This is a genomic window from Rhodopseudomonas sp. P1, assembly GCF_039642825.1.
GTDB classification, from domain to species: domain Bacteria; phylum Pseudomonadota; class Alphaproteobacteria; order Rhizobiales; family Xanthobacteraceae; genus Rhodopseudomonas; species Rhodopseudomonas palustris_H.
In genome coordinates, this window is the sequence record NZ_CP088006.1 from 4,731,802 (window position 1) to 4,750,472 (window position 18,671).

An 18,671-nucleotide genomic window follows, 5' to 3' on the forward strand; every position below is an offset into this window, starting at 1 on the left:
GATGCGGAAGACGACCCGATTCGGGCAAACGCGCAAACGAGTGCTCGCCATCTAGTCACAGCATCGGCAAATCTTCAATGACACCCGGCGTAGCGCCAAGACCGGTGTTCGAGCGTACCGAGACGCCCAGACGCAAAAAGGGCCCGCGCTGGCGGGCCCTTTTCGTTACGACGCTAATGCTTCGTAAACGCTGTCACTTAGTGATGATGACGGCGATGCTTGCGATAGTGCTTCTTGGCGATCGGGGCCGGCAGCAGCTGCACGTCGACGATGCCCGCGGTCGCGTTGAGACCGGTCTGGCCCTGCAGGCTGAGCGGCTGCAGCGCGAAGGCGTTGTTCGAACCGCCGATCAGCAGGTTGCCGCCGACGCCGAAGCCGAACGACGCGTTGGCGCCGACGCCGCCGTAGCTGCCGCCGAGGTCACCGCGGCCGACGCGCTGGGTCGGGGCGTACACGGCCCAGGCCAGGCCGGTGTTCTGGGTGAAGCCGAGGTCGACGCCGATGCGCTGCACGTGCGCGATGTACGGCTCGGGACGACGGCCGTCGGCCCGGAACAGGCACTCGAGCTGGGTGGTCGAGCCGACCACGTAGCCGACGTTCGGACCGCCGGCGCATTCGATCACGCCGACCTGCACGCGCTGCTGCGCGCTCGCGCTCGCGCTCGCAACCGAGGCGATCAACGCGACCGCAGCGATGCCGAACTGTCTCAGGGTAAACATATAAGCACTCCACATGTGGATTGAGATTGCGACGGCGACAAAAAGGAAACGTCTTGTCCAAAACAAGGCGCTTTCACAGTTTTGGAACGAATCCTGTGAACCTTGCGGATTGTTAATGAAATCTTTACCGCAAATTTCCGCAGAACCGCTGAATGCGCTTGCAGGCATCCTCGAGATCCGAGGTCTTGGTGGCGTAGGAGATGCGGAATGCCGGGCCGAGGCCGAACGCCGAGCCCTGCACCACCGCCACGCCTTCCGCTTCCAGAAGCTCGGTGACGAAGTCCTGGTCGGTTTCGATCTTTTTGCCCGACGGCGCGGTCTTGCCGATGGTGCCGGCGCATGACGGATAGACGTAGAACGCCCCCTCCGGACGCGGGCAGTCGATGCCGGCCGCCTGGTTCAGCATCGACACGACGAGGTCGCGGCGCTCCTTGAACACCTTGTTGTGCGTGTCGATGAAGTCCTGCGGACCGTTGAGCGCCTCGACGGCGGCCCACTGGGCGATCGAGCAAGGGTTCGAGGTCGACTGCGACTGGATCGTCGACATCGCCTTGATCAGCTCGGCCGGGCCGCCGGCGTAACCGATCCGCCAGCCGGTCATGCAATACGACTTCGACACGCCGTTCACCGTCAGGGTGCGATCGAACAGCTTCGGCTCGATCTGCGCCGGGGTGGTGAACTCGAAGTCGTCATAGACGAGGTGCTCGTACATGTCGTCCGTCATCACCCAGACATGCGGGTGCTTGACCAGAACGTCGGTGAGCGCCTTCAGCTCGGCACGGCTGTAGGCCGCGCCGGTCGGGTTCGACGGCGAGTTGAGGATGATCCACTTGGTCTTCGGCGTGATCGCCGCTTCCAGCGCCGCCGGCTGCAGCTTGAAGCCGAACTCGGCGGTGCATACCACCGGCACGCTTTCGCCGCCGGCGAGCGCCACCATCTCCGGATAGCTGACCCAATACGGCGCCGGGATGATCACCTCGTCGCCCGGATTGATGGTGGCCATCAGGGCGTTGTACAGCACCTGCTTGCCGCCGGTGCCGACGATGATCTGGTTCGGCTTGTAGGTCAGGCCGTTCTCGCGCTGAAACTTGGCGATGATCGCCTGCTTCAGCTCCGGAATGCCGTCGACCGCGGTGTACTTGGTCTTGCCGGCCTCGACCGCATGGATCGCCGCCAGCTTGATGTTGGCGGGAGTATCGAAGTCCGGCTCGCCGGAGCCCAGGCCGATGACGTTGCGCCCGGCCGCTTTCAGCTCACGCGCTTTGTCCGTGACCGCGATGGTCGCGGACGGCTTCACACGATCGAGCGCGGTGGCGAGGAACGGCATCGTCTTCTCCTTGCAGCCGTCATGAGTCGGCATTTGGCGCGACTCTTCCATCTCTGACGGGAATATCCCCACACTAAGCGCGGCCACGTTGCATCGCAAGAAGCTTGCTGGAATAGCGGCATTGTCCGGTCGTCGGCACAACCGCCAGGAGAGGCCGCGCGCCGCCTTGCCGAGAACGGCAGTTGCCAGTCATGCGCGGCATTGCGCGCACCTGCGCGATTTCGCATAGCGAAAGGACGAAATCTGTCGCTGCGGCGGGATTTTCGCGGTGCCGCCGCGCCCTGTGCAATGCGGCATGGGATTTCGACCCTTTCCAGCGCTTGGGGCTTGCGGGGCCTGCCGGGGGACATCATTGTTTAGCCGCGTTAGGCGCGGCAGATGCCGGCGGCAGGGAGAGCGAAGCGACCTTCAGGATGTACAAGCTCTATTCGATGCAGCGATCGGGAAACAGCTACAAGGTTCGCCTTGCGCTGGCGCTTCTCGATGCCCCCTACCGTGCGGTCGAGGTCGATATTCTGCGCGGCGAGAGCCGCACGCCCGATTTCCTCGCCAAGAATCCGAGCGGCCAGGTGCCGCTATTGGAAACTGCGCCGGGCCGCTACCTCGCCGAATCCAACGCGATCCTGTGGTATCTCGCCGTCGGCACCTCGCTGGCGCCGGACACCCGGATGGACCGCGCCGAAGCGCTGCAATGGATGTTCTTCGAGCAGCATGCGCTCGAGCCGAATATCGGCTCCGCGTATTTCTGGCTGTGCCTCGTCAAGGGTGGCCGCGACCTGCAGACTCACGCGCTGGAGGATTGGCTGGAGCGCGGCTATGCGGCGCTGCAGGTGATGGAAAATCATCTGAAGACCAACGATTACTTCGCGGCCGGTCAGCTCACCATCGCCGACATCGCGCTGTACGGCTACACCCACGTCGCCGACCAGTGTGATTTCGACCTGTCGACGTTTCCGGCGGTGAATGCGTGGCTGCGGCGGGTCGAGCAGACCCCGGGCTTCATCACCATGGATTGGACCCCGGAAACCATCGCGGCCGATCCGACCAGCTTCGCGGCCGAGGCCTAAGTCCGGCCGCGGCGCTCGAATTCCGCCGCGATTTGACCATGATTGGCGCCCTTCGGCGCCGCATAAACGCCCGTGATCGCACGACAATCCACAAATGCCGGTGATTCGCCGGCGTTTGGTTCGAGGATTTCGAGTCATGCTTTCGTCGTCCGGCACGGCCTCCGGCTTCATCCGCCCCGCCGCGCCCGCCACCTCTCCCCGTCTGGTGCGAGCCGTCGCCGCCTCCCTGGTGATCGCGGTCGCCTCGCTCGGCACCATCCTCGCGCTGACGCTGCTGTCGACCCAATGCGGGCCGGCCTGCGGCATGGGGACGCCTTTCGCGCTCTGATCGGCTCGGCAACGTCCTTTCCCATCACGGCGCGTTGACTGGCGCGCCGCACCGCAGCCGCGACGGCCATCCTGCGAGGAGGCAGTGCGATGAAGGCTCCGATCGTCTGGGTTTCCGGTACGCTGAGCGCGGCCACCGCGCTGCTTGCCTCGCTGCTGATCGTGACCGCCAGCCGCGGCGAAATCACCACGTACGAATCCTCTGCCGGCCCGCTGACCGTCCAGACCGTGGCGCAGAAGCTGGTACACCCCTGGGGCCTGGCGTTTCTGCCCGACGGCCGGATGCTGGTGACGGAGCGCCCCGGTCGCCTTCGTCTTGTGACGCCGCAGGGCCAGGTCTCGAAGCCGCTGCAGGGCGTGCCCGAGGTGTGGGCCTCGGGCCAGGGCGGCCTGCTCGACGTCGCGGCCGACAAGGACATCGCCAGCAACCACACGATCTACCTGTGCTACGCCGAGCGCGACGGCAACGGTGGCCGGACCGCGGTAGCGCGTGCGTCTGTCGACACCGGCGATGCACCGCGGCTGAACGACATCAAGGTGATCTTCCGCCAGCAGGGGCCGCTGTCGTCCGGCAATCACTATGGCTGCCGGATCGCGCAGGACAGCAGCGGCAATCTGTTCGTGACGCTCGGCGAGCACTACGCGTATCGCGACCAGGCGCAGAGCCTGTCCAATCATCTCGGCAAGATCGTCCGCATCGCGCCGGACGGCAGCGTGCCCGACGGCAATCCGTTCGCCGGCCGCGACGGCGCCAAGCCTGAAATCTGGAGCCTCGGCCACCGCAATCCGCAAGGCCTCGCCTTCAACCCTGCCGACGGCAAACTGTGGGAGGTCGAGCACGGCCCCCGCGGCGGCGACGAGGTCAACATCATCCGCAAGGGCGAGAATTACGGCTGGCCGGTGATCGGCTACGGCATCGACTACAACGGCGCCAAGATCCACGAGGCGACCGCCAAGCCGGGCATGCAGCAGCCGGCAAAGTACTGGGTGCCCTCGATCTCGCCGAGCGGCATGGCGTTCTATACCGGCAAGCTGTTTCCGACCTGGACCGGCAGCCTGTTCGTCGGCGCATTGTCCGGACAGATGCTGGTGCGGCTGTCGCTCGACGGCGACAAGATCTCCGGCGAAGAGCGGTTGCTGCAGACGCTGGACGAGCGGATTCGCGACGTGCGCCAGGGGCCGGATGGCGCGCTGTGGCTGTTGACCGACAGCGATACCGGGCGACTCTTGCGCGTCGCACCGGCCGCCAACTAAGCGGTATTTTCAGCGGAGAAGTGCGCCCGCAGCCGCGGCTCGCCTCACACGTTAAGATGTAGTTGACGCGTCACCGCCGTGTAACAAACTACCGCTAGGGTCCGCTCGCGTCTGATCGAGGCCCCCCGTCGCCGATCAACGTCCCCAGCGGTCCCCGTCAGTCGCCGCGTCTGACCGGGGCCGCACCTTTTTGAGCGGCGCAAAGTCATTGCCATGCTGCGATTCATCCTCGTCATTGCCGCCGTCGTGCCGCTGACGTTGTCCCTGCTGCCGGTGCATCTGCTGGCGATCCGGTTCGGCTGGCGCGCACAGCGCACGATTCCGCAGCTGTATCATCGCATCGTCTGCGCGCTGATCGGCGTGCGCATTCATCAGGTCGGCCGCCGCTGCGACGGCCCGGTGCTGATCCTGTCCAATCACGTCTCCTGGCTCGACATCTGCGTGATCTCCGCGGTGGCGCCGGTGTCGTTCATCGCCAAGAGCGAAGTCGCGACCTGGCCGGTGTTCGGCGCGCTGGCACGCTGGCAGCGCACCGTGTTCATCGATCGCCAGGCCCGGCATCGCACCGGCGAGGCGACGCGCGAGATCGGCGCGCGGCTGCAGGATGGCGACGCCATGGTGCTGTTCGCCGAGGGCACCTCGTCCGACGGCAGCCGCGTGCTGCCGTTCCGCTCGGCGCTGGTCGGCGCGGTGCACCACGCGATCGGCGAACAGACCGGGGCCCGCGTCGCGGTGCAGCCGATGGCGGTGACGTATACCGGCTTCGGCGGCCTGCCGATCGGCCGCGAGTTGCGCCAGCGCGTGGCGTGGTACGGCGACGCCGAGCTGATGCCGCATTTCGTCGAGCTGCTGTCGGCCGGCGCGATCGACGTCACCATCAGCTGGGGCGATGCGGTCGCGACCTCGATCGACGCCGACCGCAAGCAGATCACCCGCGACGCCGAGCAGTCGGTGCGCCGGATGTGCGAAGCCGCCCGCCGCGCCGGCATGCGCGGCGCCATCGCCCCGCGCCCTGCCGCTGTGCCGGTGACGACGCCCGACGTGCAGCCGGAAGCGGCGTAGCGCGCTTCAAGCGGCGGCGGGCACCGGCGACCACCTGATCTCGTCCGCTCCGACAAAACAGGCGTGAGAGAACAGGCCGAGATCGAGTTCGTTCAACAAGCGGACGTCGCTCAAATCCGGGCAACTCTTCTTGGCAGGATCGTAAGAGCGGTGGATCTGCGAAATGACCACCAGGATCACGCCCGCGCTCCGGGCGAACGCCCGCAGCGCGCGGATCTGAGTGTTCAAGTCCGGCGTGTCGCGGCGCCGGTCGAGCAATTGCAGATAGTCGATCACCGCCAGCGACCCGCGTTCGGCTGACGCCAGTTGGCCGATGATGTAGTCCGAGCAGATCGCATCCGACGTATCGAGCGCAAACTTGTCCGCTAACGACGCCGGATCGGCTCCGATCGCGCGTAGCCGCGTCAGCACCTCTGCTTCGGTGTACTCCAGCGTGAAGAAGGCGCTGCCGCGCCCGGCCTTGATCGCCTCGACGGCGAGTTCGAGGCTGAGCAGCGTCTTGCCCTGCCCCGGCCTCGCGCCGAGCAACACCAGATCTCCGGGGCTGAGCGCTGCGAACAGACGCGCCGCGGGCGACGCTGCCGCCGAGTCGACCAACAGGCTCCAGCGCGCGAACCCTTCGGCCACCGCGACCTGATCGAGCGCCGCATGCAGCGGCACGTTTTGGGAGCGGGACAGCAGTTTGGCTTTACGTTTCAGGCGATAGACCGGCGCAGACAATCGCATCTCGACAACCTCCTCGATCGAGCCATTCCGCAATCCCTCCGCATGCAGGCGCTCGAACGGGCGGTTCGACGGTCGTGCAGCCCCGTATGAATGATACTTTCCCAATGGAGGGGGGAGGCGCGGGCCACGCCAGAATCAGATTGTAGCGCGCCTCACCGCGACCGAGAACAGCTTTCGCCGGCGACGCCGCTTGACGCTTGTGTGATCGGGGCTGTGCCTTGCGGCGGTGCGGGGCGCGCGCCACAATGGGCGGCTCCACGCACCTCTCAAGGACACTTCATGGACATTCGCAATCTCGGCGGCAGCGGCCTGCGGGTCTCGGTCGTCGGCCTCGGCTGCAACAATTTCGGCCAGCGCACCGACCCCGAAACCTCGAAGAAGGTGATCCACAAGGCGATCGACCTCGGCGTCACGCTGTTCGACACCGCCGACATCTATGCCGGCATGGGCGGCTCCGAGACCGTGCTCGGCAACGTGCTCGGCGATCGCCGCAAGGACATCGTGCTGGCGACCAAGTTCTGCAAGCCGATGGCGACCGACGGCACCAAGCAGGGCGCCTCGCGGCGCTACATCGTCGAGGCGGTCGAAGCCAGCCTGAAGCGGCTGAAGACCGATTGGATCGACCTGTATCAGCAGCACGATTACGATCCGCTGACGCCGATCGACGAGACGCTTCGCGCGCTCGACGACCTGATCCGCGCCGGCAAGGTGCGCTACATCGGCAATTCGAATTTCCCGGCATGGCGGATCGCCGAGGCGGAATACGTCGCGCGTGCGCTCGGCACCCACCGCTACGTGTCGTGCCAGGACGAATACAGCCTGGTGGTGCGCGACATCGAAAAGGACCTGCTGCCGGCGGCGCAGGACTACAAGCTCGGCCTGCTGCCGTTCTTCCCGCTGGCGAGCGGCCTTCTGACCGGCAAGTATCAGCGCGGCACGGAAGCGCCGGCGCACACCCGCTTCGCCAAGATGCCGGCGATCCGCGACCGCTACTTCACCGAGGCCAATCTCGATCTGGTCGACCGGCTGAAGGCGTTCGCCGAAGCGCGCGGCCATTCGCTGCTCGAACTGGCGTTCTCCTGGCTCGCCTGCCGCCCGCAAGTCTCCAGCGTCATCGCCGGCGCCACCACGCCCGAGCAGATCGAGGAGAACGTCAAAGCCGCGAGCTGGAAGCTGACCGCGGAAGAGATGGCCGAGGTGGACGCGATGACGAAGGGGTAGTTTGCAGCAACGCCTCGTCGCACCGTCATTCCGGGGCGCGCCCGAAAGGGCGCGAACCCGGAATCTCGAGGTGTTCTGCGTTGAGCCCCTTCGCCCTGCACAGCGGGATTCCGGGTTCGCTCGCTGCGCGAGCGCCCCGGAATGACAGGTGGAGAGATCACGCCCGTTCTCTTGATCCTGACTGCCGCACGCCCCTCCGCTCCGCGACCTTCCGCGTATTGCATCGCGGCCCAGGCGGAGTACGCTGCGAGCGTGTTTCAACCAGCGTTCACCGATCGTTGCTCATGCCGCTCCGCCCGACCTCGCCCGACACGCCTGCACCGCCGCCGCGGCGGTTGATCTGCGCCGGCTGCGGCGCCGAGTTTTCGTGCACGATGGACAGCGGCTGCTGGTGCTCGGCCGAGCCGGCGCATCTGCCGCTGCCGTCGGACGCGGTGGATTGCCTGTGCCCGGAATGTCTGCGCGAGGCCGCAAAGGCGAGCCGCAAATCGTGACCGGTGCGCATGATTGGCTGATCGCAGCGGTGCTGCTCGATATGGACGGCACGCTGGTCGATACCGAGCGCGTGTATCTGGAAAGCCTGACCGAGGTGCTCAACGCGTTCGGGCTGCCGGATGCGACAAAGACCTGCGAGTCGATGGTCGGGCTGCCGGGGCCGGAGTGCCAGGCGCTGCTGGTGGCGCGCTACGGCGAGACACTGCCGCTGTCCGACATCAACCGCGCCTTCGTCGCCAAGCGCGACGCGCGGTTCGCGCAAGGCCTCCCCGTGAAGCCCGGCACCTGCGAACTGCTCGATGCGCTGGACGATGCCCGCTGCCCGGTCGCCGTGGTGACGTCGTCGTCACGCAAGACGGCCGACATGCACCTGACGCTCGCCGGCATCCGCGCGCGGTTTGGCACCATCCTCACGCGGGACGACGTCGCCCACGGCAAACCGGCACCGGATCTGTATCTGCTCGCCGCCGACCGGCTCGGCGTGCCGCCGGCACATTGCGTCGCGGTGGAAGACTCCAGCGTCGGGGTCGCCTCCGCCTTCACGGCCGGCGCCATCACGCTGATGGTGCCGGACCTGCTGCAGCCCGACGCCACCACCCGCGGCAAATGCGCCGCGGTGCTGCCGGACCTGCACGGCGTGCTCGATGTCCTGCAGACCCGCGGACGATTTGCGCCGGTGCCAGCCTGATCAGCAGGCTGAGCGGACGATCTGATGTCGTCATGATCTCTCAGCGTCATGGCGAGGCGGCGATAGCCGACGAAGCAATCCAGGAGCTTCGTACACGGAGCTGGATTGCTTCGCTTCGCTCGCAATCGCGGGACACATCGAGAGGCTTCGATCGCGTCAAAGGAGCGTAAGAGTTACGGCAATCCGCCGCCGCCCATCGCGCCATACACCTGGCCGGTCGCGTAGCTGGCATCGCTGGCGGCGAGCTGGACGTAGATCGAGCCGAGCTCGGCCGGCTGGCCCGGGCGCCCCATCGGCGCCATGCTGCCGAACTTCTCAAGCTTCTCCATGGTCGCACCACCCGACACCTGCAGCGCCGTCCAGATCGGCCCTGGCGCTACCGCGTTGACGCGGATGCCCTTGGGAGCGAGCTGCTTGGCGAGCGAGCGGACGTAGTTGGTGGTCGCGGCCTTGGTCTGGGCGTAGTCGTAGAGATCCGGCGACGGGTCGGCCGCCTGCTCCGACGAGGTGCCGATGATGCACGACCCCGGCTTCAGGTGCGGCAGCGCCGCCTTGATGATCCAGAACGGGGCGTAGATGTTGGTCTTCATCGTGGCGTCGAAATCCTCGGAGCTGACGTCGAGGATCGACGCGCGGGTCTGCTGCCGGGCCGCATTGTTGACCACGATGTCGAGGCCGCCGAGGCTCTCCACCGCGCGCTCGACCAGTTGCTTGCAGAACTGCTCGTCGCGCAGATCGCCCGGGATCGCCACGCCGTTGCGGCCGGCATCCTTGATCAGTTTGATCACCTGCTGCGCGTCCTCTTCTTCGGCCGGCAGATAGTTGATCGCAACGTCGGCGCCTTCCCGCGCGAACGCGATCGCGGCGGCGCGGCCCATGCCGCTGTCGCCGCCGGTGATCAGCGCTTTGCGGCCGGTGAGCCGGCCCGAACCCTTGTAGCTCTGCTCACCGTGGTCCGGGCGCGGATTCATCTTCGACGCCAATCCCGGCCACGGCTGCGATTGCCGCTCGAACGGCGGCTTCGGATACTTCGAGGTCGGGTCCTGCAGCGGAGCGGCGTCGGTCATGGTCTGAGCATCCTTGGCAAATGCAGGCGCGGTTGCGGCCGCGACGCCGAGCATGCCGGCCCCCGCTCCGCCGACGACACCTCTGCGGGAGATCGTGTTGGTCATGGCTGTGATCCTGTGGATATCAGCGGCAACCGCCGCCTGACGCGATCGTTCCGGACCGAAGGCCGGTTACTCGGCCGCCTTCAGCTGCGTCTGCACGGCGCGCGCGAGCGCCAGATGTTGGCGCAGGATCGGCAGCGTCTCGGACGCAAAGCGGCTGGCACCTTCGCTGCCGCGATCGGCGGCTTGGGAGAACTTCTCGATGTCCTTGCTGTGATCCTCGATCTGCGCCGCGAGGAACTTGCGGTCGAACTGATCGCCAGCGAGGCCCTTCAGTTCGGCGCGGGTGCGCTCGCCCTCATCGCCCACGCCGTCCGGCAACTGCGCCTGAACGTCGTTGGCGAGCGCGGCCAGCCGGCTCTGGATCGCAACGTGATCGGTCACCATCAACCGCGCGAACGCCTTGAGAGCCGGGTCGACGGCGCGCTTTTCAGCCAACAGACACAGCTGAATCTCGGCCTGATTGTCTTCGGCCGCGAACGCCAGGAACTGCTTGTCGGCGTCGCTGAGCGGCTGCGGGTCGGCCCGTAAAGCCGCATGATGCGGCGGGTTCGCCGGCTGCGCCGCGGCAGGCCATGCCGCAACGGCGAGGAACGCGAGCGCAGCGAACACCGGAACGAAATTCATCGGGCAGCTCCGTGGAGAGGTGGGCGGCGAACCGCCCCCTCAACCGCCGACCCGGCGCCCCGTTCCTCAGCTCCGGGTGCGAGACGCGCTGACTTTCGCCGCGCGCCGCGGCCCGCTCGCACGCGCCGGCAAGGCTGCGGCCACCAGCTTGGCTGCAGCCGCGCCCGCGGTCTCCATGTAGCTCGCATCCCGATGCAGCAGCACCACCGCGAATGAGCCGTCGAGCAGCAGCAGCATCTGCCGGGCGAGTTCCTCAGGCGTCGCGATGCCGGCCTCGGCGAAGGTCTCGCACAGCCAGCGCTCGAACTTCTTCTTGTGCGCGGCTCCGATCTTGATCGCCGGATGGCCGGGCAGATTGGCGAGCTCGGCCGAGGTGCGCAGGAAACCGCAGCCCTTCCATTTCGGATGCCGCGCAGCCCGCGCGAGATTGCGGAAGATGCCTTCGACCTTGGCGGGCAGCGCGCCCGGCGTCTCCTCGAACCATTGCCGGAACAGCGCCAGGTTCGGCTGATCGCGGCCTTCGAGATACGCCGCGACGAGATCGTCCTTGCTGCGGAAGTGATAATACAGCGTCCGCTTGGTGACGCCGGCCTTCTCCGCCACCGCGTCGACGCCGACGGCACGGATGCCTTCGGCATAGAACAGCTTGGCGGCGGCCGCGATGATGCGCTTTCGGGTGGTATTGCCCTCGCGGGTCTTCGGAGCTGCTGCTGACATTCGGACCGTCATCTCGCCCATGTATACCGACCAGTGAATATACACAATGCGATGCCCGCGGTAGCCATCGGGTGACCGATGGAGACCACGACATGACCGAGCTGATCCCGATCGAGCTGCGCGACAGCATCGCGCTCTTAACGCTGAACCGTCCCGACAAGCTGAACGCGCTGAACTACGCACTGATCGACCGGCTGATGCAGCGGCTGGACGCGATCGAAGTCGATGACGCGATCCGCGCCGTGATCCTCACCGGCGCAGGCGAACAGGCATTCTCTGCCGGCGCCGACATCACCGAGTTCTCCGGCAGCGTCGCGCGCGGCGCGGACCACGCGGTGCGCGACTTCGTCCGCCGCGGCCAGACCATGACGGCGCGGCTGGAGAGCTTCCCCAAGCCGGTGATTGCGGCGGTGAATGGCCTCGCCTATGGCGGCGGCTGCGAGATCACCGAGGCGGTGCATCTGGCGGTGGCGAGCGAATGCGCGCGCTTCGCCAAGCCGGAGATCAAGCTGGCGATGCCGCCGACCTTCGGCGGCACCCAGCGCCTGCCGCGCCTCGCCGGCCGCAAGCGGGCGCTGGAATTGCTGCTGACCGGCGAGCCGTTTTCACCCGCGCATGCGCTGGCGATCGGCCTGGTCAATCGGGTGGTGCCGCATGGCGAGCTGCTCGGCGCGGCGGATGCGCTGGCCCGGCAAATCATCCGGCATCCACCCGGCGCAGTCGCAGCGGTGATCACCGCCGCAACGCGCGGGCTGAACCTGTCGATCGACGAGGGCCTGTTGGTCGAACGCGCCCAGTTTGCCGCGCTGGTCGGCCGCGAGGAGCTGGTGCGCGGCTTCGCCGACTGGCAGGCTCGGCCGCGCGCCGCGGCTCAGACCGGATAGCCGGGCGTGGCCCGGGCCAGACCGCCGAAGGCGTCGAGCAGCCGCTCGCGCCAGGCATAGACCGGGTCGTCGCTCGGCAGCAGCGAGAAGTCGCTAACGACCCGGGCCCATTGGAAGCCGCCGAACACGATGTAGTCGGCGTAGTTCGGCGCGGCGCCGCCGATGAAGGCCTGCGTCTTCAGCGTCAACCGTAGCGGGTCGAGCGACTTGCGGAAGCCATCGACCGCGCGATCACGGGTCGCGGCGGTCTCTTCCAGCGACTTTTTCAGTCGCGCCTCACGCGACTGCCGAAAATACACCGCGTCGTCCGGATCGAGCCGCTGGGCGATGTCGGCGACGATCAGCGGAAACAGGCCGCCGACGATCGCAAGATCGCCCCACCAGTTCAGCATCCGCGCCATCGCCCGGCCGCCCTCGCCGCCGAACAGCGACGGCCGATCGGGATAGGCGTCTTCGAGGTAGTTGGCGATCGCCCAGGAGTCGGCGACCGTCTTGTCGCCGTCGAGCAGCACCGGCACTTTCTCGGAGCCGTACGGCGCGATCGCCGCCTTATCGGTGAAGCGCCACGGAATCGTCTCCGCCTGCAGCCCCTTGTGCGCCAGCGCCATCCGCGTCCGCCACACGAACGGCGAAAACGGCCGGCCCACATCGGCCCCGACCAGTTCGAACAGTTTGAGAGTCATGTCGCGCGTCCTCGGGTCTCGCGTTGGTCGTGGGCGCTCGCCGAACATTCCGGCGTCGGGCGCTCACCACACACGTCACGTCATCGCCGGACGAGGTCCGGCGATCCATCTCTTCAAGATGATGGATGCGCGGGTCAAGCCCGCGCATGACGGGATTGGTGATGCATCGACCGTCATTCCGGGGCGCCGCGCAGCGGCGAACCCGGAATCTCGACGTGCAAGGACAAAGAGGTGCTTCACAACTCGGGATTCCGGGTTCGCTCGCTCAGCGCGAGCGCCCCGGAATGACGTGCGCGAGGGGCGCCCCCTACTCCACCTTCGCCTTGACCGGCTCGATCACCTCGAAATTCGGTGAGAAGTCCTCGAACAGGCCGAACAGTTCGCGCAGCTTCAGCGGGTTGCCACTGACCCAGAGGTCGCCGCTCAGCACGGCGCCGAGGAAGCCGCGCTGCTTCAGCGAGATCGCGTCGAAGGTGGCGCGGTTCAGAGTGACGCTGACGTCGGCGTTGTCGGAGAGCTTGCCGGAAACGTGAGTCAGCGCCGAGTTCTCCAGGTTCATGGTGTAGGTCTCCTTCAGATCGGTGAAGGTCCAGTTCACCACGATGTGCTTGCCTTCGGCCTTCGCCGCATTCAGCCGCACCGCGAGGAAGTCGAACGCCAGATCGATCGACACGCCCTTGAGCAGATCGGGATTGGACGTCACTGAATCGGTCTTGATCAGGCCGTTGCGGAGCTCCTGGGCACCGAGCAGATAGGCGTTGCGCCAGGTCGACGCTTCAGCCTGATAGCCGAGCTGCTCCAGCGCGTCGGCGCCGAGCGCGCGGGCTTCGGTGTTGGACGGATCGGCGAACACCAGCTTGCTGGCCACCGTCGCCACCCAGCGATACTGCCCGGCCTTGTAGTCGTCACGGGCGCGCGCCAGCACCGCGGCGGCGCCGCCCATATAGTCGACCTCCTTCTTGGCCTGCTCGGCCCGCGGCAGCGGATTGAGATCGGCCGGGTTGGCGTCGTACCAGCCGAGATAGAACTGATACACCGCCTTGGCGTTGTGGCTGACCGAGCCATAATAGCCGCGCGCGGCGAATTCGTTGGTCAGCGATGGCGGCAGCGTCAGCCGCTCGGCGATCTCGGTCGGCGTCAGACCGTGATTGAGCAGCCGCACGCTCTGGTCGTGGATGAACTTGTAGACGTCGCGCTGCTTCTTCAGATAGCCGACGACGCGGTCGCGGCCCCACACCGGCCAATTGTGCTGGGCGATCACCACGTCGGTCTTGTCGCCGTAGCGCTCGATCGCCTCGCCGATATATTTCGACCACAGCCGGCCGTCGCGGATCGCGGCGCCGCGCAGGGTGTAGAGGTTGTGCAGCGTGTGGGTGGTGTCCTCCGCCATGTTCAACACCTTGAACTGCGGATAGTACGAGATCATCTCGGACGGGGCTTCGGATTCCGGCACCAGATGGAATTCGATCTCGACGCCATCGATGCTGCGGGTCTCATAAGGCTGCTTGATCAGGTCGTTCGGCGCGATCAGCGACACCGTGCCCTTGGCCAGCGCCTTGCCGAGGCCGGCATCGACCTGGCCGCGGTCGCCGACCGGCAGCTGGGTGCCGAACTGGAATTGGGCGCGGCGGCTCATCGCGTTACCGGCGATGACATTCTCGGCGACCGCATGCTCGATGAAGCCGGTCGGCGCGATCACCTTGACCTTGCCGCTGGCCGCATCGGCCTCGTCGATCAGGCCACGCGCCCCGCCGAAATGGTCGATATGGCTGTGGGTGTAGATCAGCGCCACCACCGGCTTCTTCGGCCGGTGCTGGTAGTACAGATCCAGCGCCGCCTTGGCGGTCTGCACCGTCAGCGTGGTGTCGGTGATGATCAGCCCGGTGTCGCCCTCGACGATGGTGACATTGGCGATGTCGAGCCCGCGGACCTGATAGACCCGCTCGGCGACCTGAAACAGCCCGCTGGCGAGATTGAGCTGCGCCTGCCGCCACAGGCTGGGATTGACCGTCGCCGAGGGCTGATCGCCCTTGAGGAAATCATACGGCTTCAAATCCCACGCCGCCGGCGCACCCGGCGGACCGGGGACGACGCCGTCCGGCAGCGTCGCGATCAGGCCGCGCTGCGCGTCCTCGAAATCGGCGCGGTCGGCGAGCGGCAGGGTCTTGGTGATCGCCTCATTGGCGGCGCGGGTCGCCGGCTCGGCGTCGTTGGGCTGGGCGACCAGCGGCGTAGCCAGTAGCGATAGCGCCGCGGCGGTCGCTAATATCATCGACGGTATAATTCGTGCCATGCTCAATCTCCGGAAGGGCACGGATCATCACCCGGTTCCCGCCGCCATGACCATCTCAATCCCGCCCGCAAAATCGAAATTTCCTCCCGCGATCCCGGCTCTCCACAGCTCCTGTTTTTCCCGCACTGCAAAGTATTCCGTAACGCGAATTGAACATGATCGCGCTTCACTGACACCACCAACGGCGGCGGCCCCCGGAACGGGTGGCTCGGCGGAGGGAGAGTGACGATGCGCTATTCGGCCGAAGACCTGCAGGCAGCGACCCAGGCTGGCGTGATCACGCCGGCGCAGGAAGCGGCGCTCCGCACCTTCCTGGACACCCGGCGGCCGGCGGCCGCGAGCGAAGGCCCGCGCTTCGATATCGTGCACCTGCTCTGGTACGCGGGCGCGCTGATCGTGATCAGCGCCATGGGGTTGTTCTCGACCATGGCGTTCGCCGGCCTTGGCGGCGCGGCGCTGACCGCCACGGCGCTGATCTACGCCGTCGCGTTCTGGTGGACCGGGCACTATCTGTGGCACGTGAAGAATCTGCGCACGCCGGGCGGACTGTGTATCGCCGTGGCGGTCGGGATGATGCCGCTGGCGGTGTATGGCGTGCAGGAGGCGTTCGGGCTGTGGTCGGAATTCGGCAAGCCCGACACCGTTCGCAGCTTCTACATCTGGGTCAAAGGCAGCTTCATCTTCATGGAGCTCGCCACCATCGCGGCGGCGCTGGTGGCGCTGGCATTCTATCGCTTTCCGTTCATCGTGTTTCTGATGGCGGTGGCGCTGTGGTTCCTGTCGATGGACCTGGTGCCGTGGATCACCGGCACGCCGCACGGCGATTTCGAAACCGCCCGCAAGGTCTCGATCGGCTTCGGCGCCGGCATGGTGATCGCCGCGGTGCTGGTGCATCTGCGCCAGCGCAGCGGCGACTTCGCCTTCTGGCTGTACCTGTTCGGCGTGATGACGTTCTGGGGCGGCATCACCGCGACCTCGAACGGGACCAATCTGGACAAGGCGCTATATTGCGCCATGAACGTGATCTTCCTCGGCATCGCCGTGGTGCTGGGCCGGCGGGTGTTCGCGGTGTTCGGCGCGTTCGGGATCGCGATCTATCTCGGCGACCTCGCCGAAAAACTGTTCCGCGACTCGCTGCTGTTCCCGTTCGCGCTGTCGCTGATCGGCATCGCCATCATCGCGCTCGGACTGTTCCTGCATCGCCGCCAGCCGGCGATCGAGGCATGGTGCGACGCCAGGCTCCCCCACGGGATGAAGCGGCTGCGGGTGGCGCCGGGCTGAACCCATCCGAACTCCACGTCAGGCGAGATGCTAAGGCCATGCGCAGCTGCGACCGGCGATCGGGCACTCTCGGGACAGGCGCCGGCGTGCACCTCACCGACTAACGACCCACCAGCCCCGCGATAAACGCCGCGCCGCGATTCGACATCGCGGTCGCTAGCGCACGCTCCGAAAGACCGCAAAACAAGCCGACGACAAGGGCGACCGAGCCGGTGGCCTTGAAGCTCTCGGAGCCGGTCTTGAGATTTCCGATCTCGATATTCAAAGCCCCGGTCCAGAACAACAGACACGCCATCAGGGTCAACGCCACGACGAATGCAATCCGGAACGGCGGGTCGAGCGAATGCTCGTCGAGAAGCGCCAGGTCGTCGAACGGCAGATCGAGCCGGCGGATGGCGAACGACAGCCAGGTGCCGAGCGATGCACCTGCTGCAGCCAGCAGGAACGTCTTGTGTTCGTTCCACCATGGCGACGGACACTGAGCGGCATGCTCCTTCATCATGGTCACGCTGCAGGTGCCGCTTCGGATAGCCGCATAGGCAACGAGGAAGCCGATGAAGAACAACGCCGCCCACGCTCCGAGGCGGCGCACATAATCGTTCTTGATACGTCCTGCTTCGCGCCCGACGAACTCCAGCTTCAGGCCGATCAGCGCCTTTTTGGCGAGATCGACGTGCGGGCCTTCCAACCCGAGACCGGCAATGCCGGCGAGCTTCCGGACGTATTCATCGAGCAAACTCCGCGCGCGTTGCGTTGCCGCCGCGATGGCGTCCACCCGATACGGAACGGGCGTTCTCTCCTCGAGCTGGCGGCACACTGTGCCGATCACCGTCATCGCGTTGTCGATCTGGACATAGAGATCCTGTTTCTCGACCGAAGGCGTGTCGTTCGGCGGCGGCAGACCTTCGTTGACGCCGATCTTGAGATCGACCGCCACATCCTTTCCATCTCGCTTTTCGTACTTGATGTTGACCGCGAACAGGCGTCCGCCGAGACGATCGACCAGGCCGCGATACTTGCCGTTGATGAACCGCGCGTTGCTTGCGACCACCACCGGGGCAGTCCCCTTGCGGAAATTGATCGCGTCCTCGCGCAGCTCGTCCGCTGCAGCTTCGCGATAGACGGCACGCTCCCGCAGCACCGCGTCCGAGTAACGCGGCGAACCGTCCGACTTCTTTTCTTTCTTCACATCAGCCGCCAGCACGTCGAGCACCTCTTTCAGGGCCGTCAAATAGTCCTGATCCGGCTGACCGAGCGGGCATTGTCGAGGGTCGACCCTGAACTCCTTGGCGAATCTCGCCTCCGCCACCGGAATGCTCTCGATGACGATATCGGGCTCGGAGCGACGCCGCTCAGCATCGATCGTGGCGACCCGCTCAAGTGTCGAATCCACATTTTGGGTGCTCGCGAAGTGCTCTGCCGCCTCGCGCAACTGCGCCGCCGTGGCAAACCACCACCGCTTCCGCGCTTCAGCAAGCGCAGGACAAAGGCGAGCGGCATCATCGGCCTTTCGTCCGGCCGAAATGACCTCCAGGGCAGTCTCGATCTGCCCAAGCAGATCGCGTTCTGCGGCGGTCGGAACGACGCCGGCCGCTGGCACAAGGTCGAAATCGTGGTCGAACCGGGCGGGAACGTGATCAGAGACTTGATACTTCATCGATCGTCTCCCCTTGGTTCGCACCGACGAACGACAGCGGCGCGACCTGGAACAGACCGCCACTACTTCCTTTTTTTGTTGGGGCAGTTGGGCTCGTCGCACGCGGTCTGCATGCGATCGTCACCCGTGTAGCCGCCACTCCCGAGTTCGATCTCGGTCCGCAAAGACTTGTCGAGGTCCAGGAAGGTGCGATGGAACTCATCCAGCGTATCGCTCAGCCCGCTGACCGGCATGTCTCGCAATGTGCTGCGCAGCCTGTCGTCGCGCGACAATTGCAGCACTTTCGTCAATGGTGGGGCGAACGTCTTTGCTGCCGTAAGCTCGTCGAGCAGCGCACGCTCGAAGGGCGTGAGCTCCTCATGCTTCTCGCGGCGCCTGGCAAGTAACTCGTGAAGGTGGGAAAGCGCGGGTCCGAGCATGGCAGAACTCCGTTCGCAATCTCGCGCAATGATAGAAATGGAACCCTTCGGCAAT

19 protein-coding genes are annotated in these 18,671 nt (G+C 66.1%); 9 read left to right on the forward strand and 10 right to left on the reverse strand.

What is annotated here, in order from left to right:
- Nucleotides 1–197: 197 nt before the first annotated feature.
- A complete protein-coding gene (locus tag LRC39_RS21860; protein ID WP_346295614.1) occupies nt 198–719 on the reverse strand; it encodes a DUF992 domain-containing protein in 522 nt (173 codons plus the stop codon).
- Between the two features lie 124 nt (nt 720–843).
- A complete protein-coding gene (locus tag LRC39_RS21865) occupies nt 844–2,046 on the reverse strand; it encodes a pyridoxal phosphate-dependent aminotransferase (RefSeq protein ID WP_012497537.1) in 1,203 nt (400 codons plus the stop codon).
- Nucleotides 2,047–2,459: 413 nt separating this feature from the next.
- On the opposite strand from LRC39_RS21865, the gene LRC39_RS21870 reads away from it, so the two are divergent.
- The 4 genes from LRC39_RS21870 to LRC39_RS21885 all read left to right on the forward strand — a co-directional run bounded on the left by LRC39_RS21870 (nt 2,460) and on the right by LRC39_RS21885 (nt 5,756).
- Complete coding sequence (locus tag LRC39_RS21870) at nt 2,460–3,113, forward strand: glutathione S-transferase family protein (RefSeq protein ID WP_011159866.1); 654 nt, start codon at nt 2,460–2,462, stop codon at nt 3,111–3,113.
- 136 nt (nt 3,114–3,249) lie between these two features.
- Nucleotides 3,250–3,441: an HtrA2 peptidase gene (locus tag LRC39_RS21875; RefSeq protein WP_263989624.1), complete on the forward strand. Its 192-nt coding sequence runs from the start codon at nt 3,250–3,252 to the stop codon at nt 3,439–3,441.
- Between the two features lie 89 nt (nt 3,442–3,530).
- Entirely contained in the window at nt 3,531–4,694 is a 1,164-nt protein-coding gene (locus tag LRC39_RS21880) for a PQQ-dependent sugar dehydrogenase (RefSeq protein WP_346295615.1), read from the forward strand.
- A 213-nt stretch (nt 4,695–4,907) separates the two neighbouring features.
- Nucleotides 4,908–5,756 carry a lysophospholipid acyltransferase family protein gene (locus LRC39_RS21885; protein WP_346295616.1) on the forward strand — a complete coding sequence of 283 codons (849 nt, stop codon included), beginning with the start codon at nt 4,908–4,910 and terminating at the stop codon, nt 5,754–5,756.
- Between the two features lie 6 nt (nt 5,757–5,762).
- Here the strand turns inward: LRC39_RS21885 and LRC39_RS21890 are convergent, their stop codons facing one another.
- Complete coding sequence (locus LRC39_RS21890) at nt 5,763–6,482, reverse strand: DNA helicase (protein WP_346295617.1); 720 nt, start codon at nt 6,480–6,482, stop codon at nt 5,763–5,765.
- Between the two features lie 279 nt (nt 6,483–6,761).
- On the opposite strand from LRC39_RS21890, the gene LRC39_RS21895 reads away from it, so the two are divergent.
- The 3 genes from LRC39_RS21895 to LRC39_RS21905 all read left to right on the forward strand — a co-directional run bounded on the left by LRC39_RS21895 (nt 6,762) and on the right by LRC39_RS21905 (nt 8,886).
- Nucleotides 6,762–7,703 (forward strand): aldo/keto reductase, encoded by a 942-nt coding sequence (locus LRC39_RS21895; protein WP_346295618.1) that lies wholly within the window; start codon nt 6,762–6,764, stop codon nt 7,701–7,703.
- A 284-nt stretch (nt 7,704–7,987) separates the two neighbouring features.
- On the forward strand, nt 7,988–8,197 hold the full coding sequence (locus tag LRC39_RS21900) for a hypothetical protein (protein WP_346295619.1): 210 nt from the start codon (nt 7,988–7,990) through the stop codon (nt 8,195–8,197).
- Complete coding sequence (locus LRC39_RS21905) at nt 8,194–8,886, forward strand: HAD family hydrolase (protein WP_430624907.1); 693 nt, start codon at nt 8,194–8,196, stop codon at nt 8,884–8,886. Before LRC39_RS21900 ends, LRC39_RS21905 begins: the two co-directional genes overlap by 4 nt.
- 173 nt (nt 8,887–9,059) lie before the next feature.
- Here the strand turns inward: LRC39_RS21905 and LRC39_RS21910 are convergent, their stop codons facing one another.
- The 3 genes from LRC39_RS21910 to LRC39_RS21920 form a co-directional block, all read right to left on the reverse strand.
- The gene (locus LRC39_RS21910; RefSeq protein WP_430624908.1) at nt 9,060–10,058 is read right to left on the reverse strand and encodes an SDR family oxidoreductase; all 999 of its coding nucleotides are present in this window, start codon (nt 10,056–10,058) and stop codon (nt 9,060–9,062) included.
- 66 nt (nt 10,059–10,124) lie between these two features.
- A complete protein-coding gene (locus tag LRC39_RS21915; protein WP_346295621.1) occupies nt 10,125–10,682 on the reverse strand; it encodes a DUF4142 domain-containing protein in 558 nt (185 codons plus the stop codon).
- 66 nt (nt 10,683–10,748) lie between these two features.
- Entirely contained in the window at nt 10,749–11,399 is a 651-nt protein-coding gene (locus LRC39_RS21920; protein ID WP_346295622.1) for a TetR/AcrR family transcriptional regulator, read from the reverse strand.
- 92 nt (nt 11,400–11,491) lie between these two features.
- Here LRC39_RS21920 and LRC39_RS21925 point away from each other — a divergent pair, with 92 nt between their 5' ends.
- Nucleotides 11,492–12,283, forward strand: coding sequence for a crotonase/enoyl-CoA hydratase family protein (locus tag LRC39_RS21925; RefSeq protein WP_346295623.1), 792 nt, complete (start codon nt 11,492–11,494; stop codon nt 12,281–12,283).
- Here the strand turns inward: LRC39_RS21925 and LRC39_RS21930 are convergent.
- Together LRC39_RS21930 and LRC39_RS21935 are read right to left on the reverse strand one after the other, a co-directional pair.
- Nucleotides 12,271–12,966 (reverse strand): glutathione S-transferase family protein, encoded by a 696-nt coding sequence (locus LRC39_RS21930; RefSeq protein ID WP_346295624.1) that lies wholly within the window; start codon nt 12,964–12,966, stop codon nt 12,271–12,273. The genes LRC39_RS21925 and LRC39_RS21930 overlap by 13 nt on opposite strands.
- Nucleotides 12,967–13,273: 307 nt before the next feature.
- Nucleotides 13,274–15,259 (reverse strand): alkyl/aryl-sulfatase, encoded by a 1,986-nt coding sequence (locus LRC39_RS21935; protein ID WP_263989636.1) that lies wholly within the window; start codon nt 15,257–15,259, stop codon nt 13,274–13,276.
- Nucleotides 15,260–15,487: 228 nt separating this feature from the next.
- Between LRC39_RS21935 and LRC39_RS21940 the strand changes: the two genes are divergently transcribed.
- Complete coding sequence (locus tag LRC39_RS21940) at nt 15,488–16,540, forward strand: hypothetical protein (RefSeq protein ID WP_346295625.1); 1,053 nt, start codon at nt 15,488–15,490, stop codon at nt 16,538–16,540.
- Between the two features lie 100 nt (nt 16,541–16,640).
- Here LRC39_RS21940 and LRC39_RS21945 read toward each other — a convergent pair whose 3' ends face one another.
- Together LRC39_RS21945 and LRC39_RS21950 are read right to left on the reverse strand one after the other, a co-directional pair.
- Nucleotides 16,641–18,140: a hypothetical protein gene (locus LRC39_RS21945; RefSeq protein ID WP_346295626.1), complete on the reverse strand. Its 1,500-nt coding sequence runs from the start codon at nt 18,138–18,140 to the stop codon at nt 16,641–16,643.
- A 119-nt stretch (nt 18,141–18,259) separates the two neighbouring features.
- Nucleotides 18,260–18,616 (reverse strand): hypothetical protein, encoded by a 357-nt coding sequence (locus LRC39_RS21950; RefSeq protein WP_346295627.1) that lies wholly within the window; start codon nt 18,614–18,616, stop codon nt 18,260–18,262.
- Between the last annotated feature and the right edge of the window lie 55 nt (nt 18,617–18,671).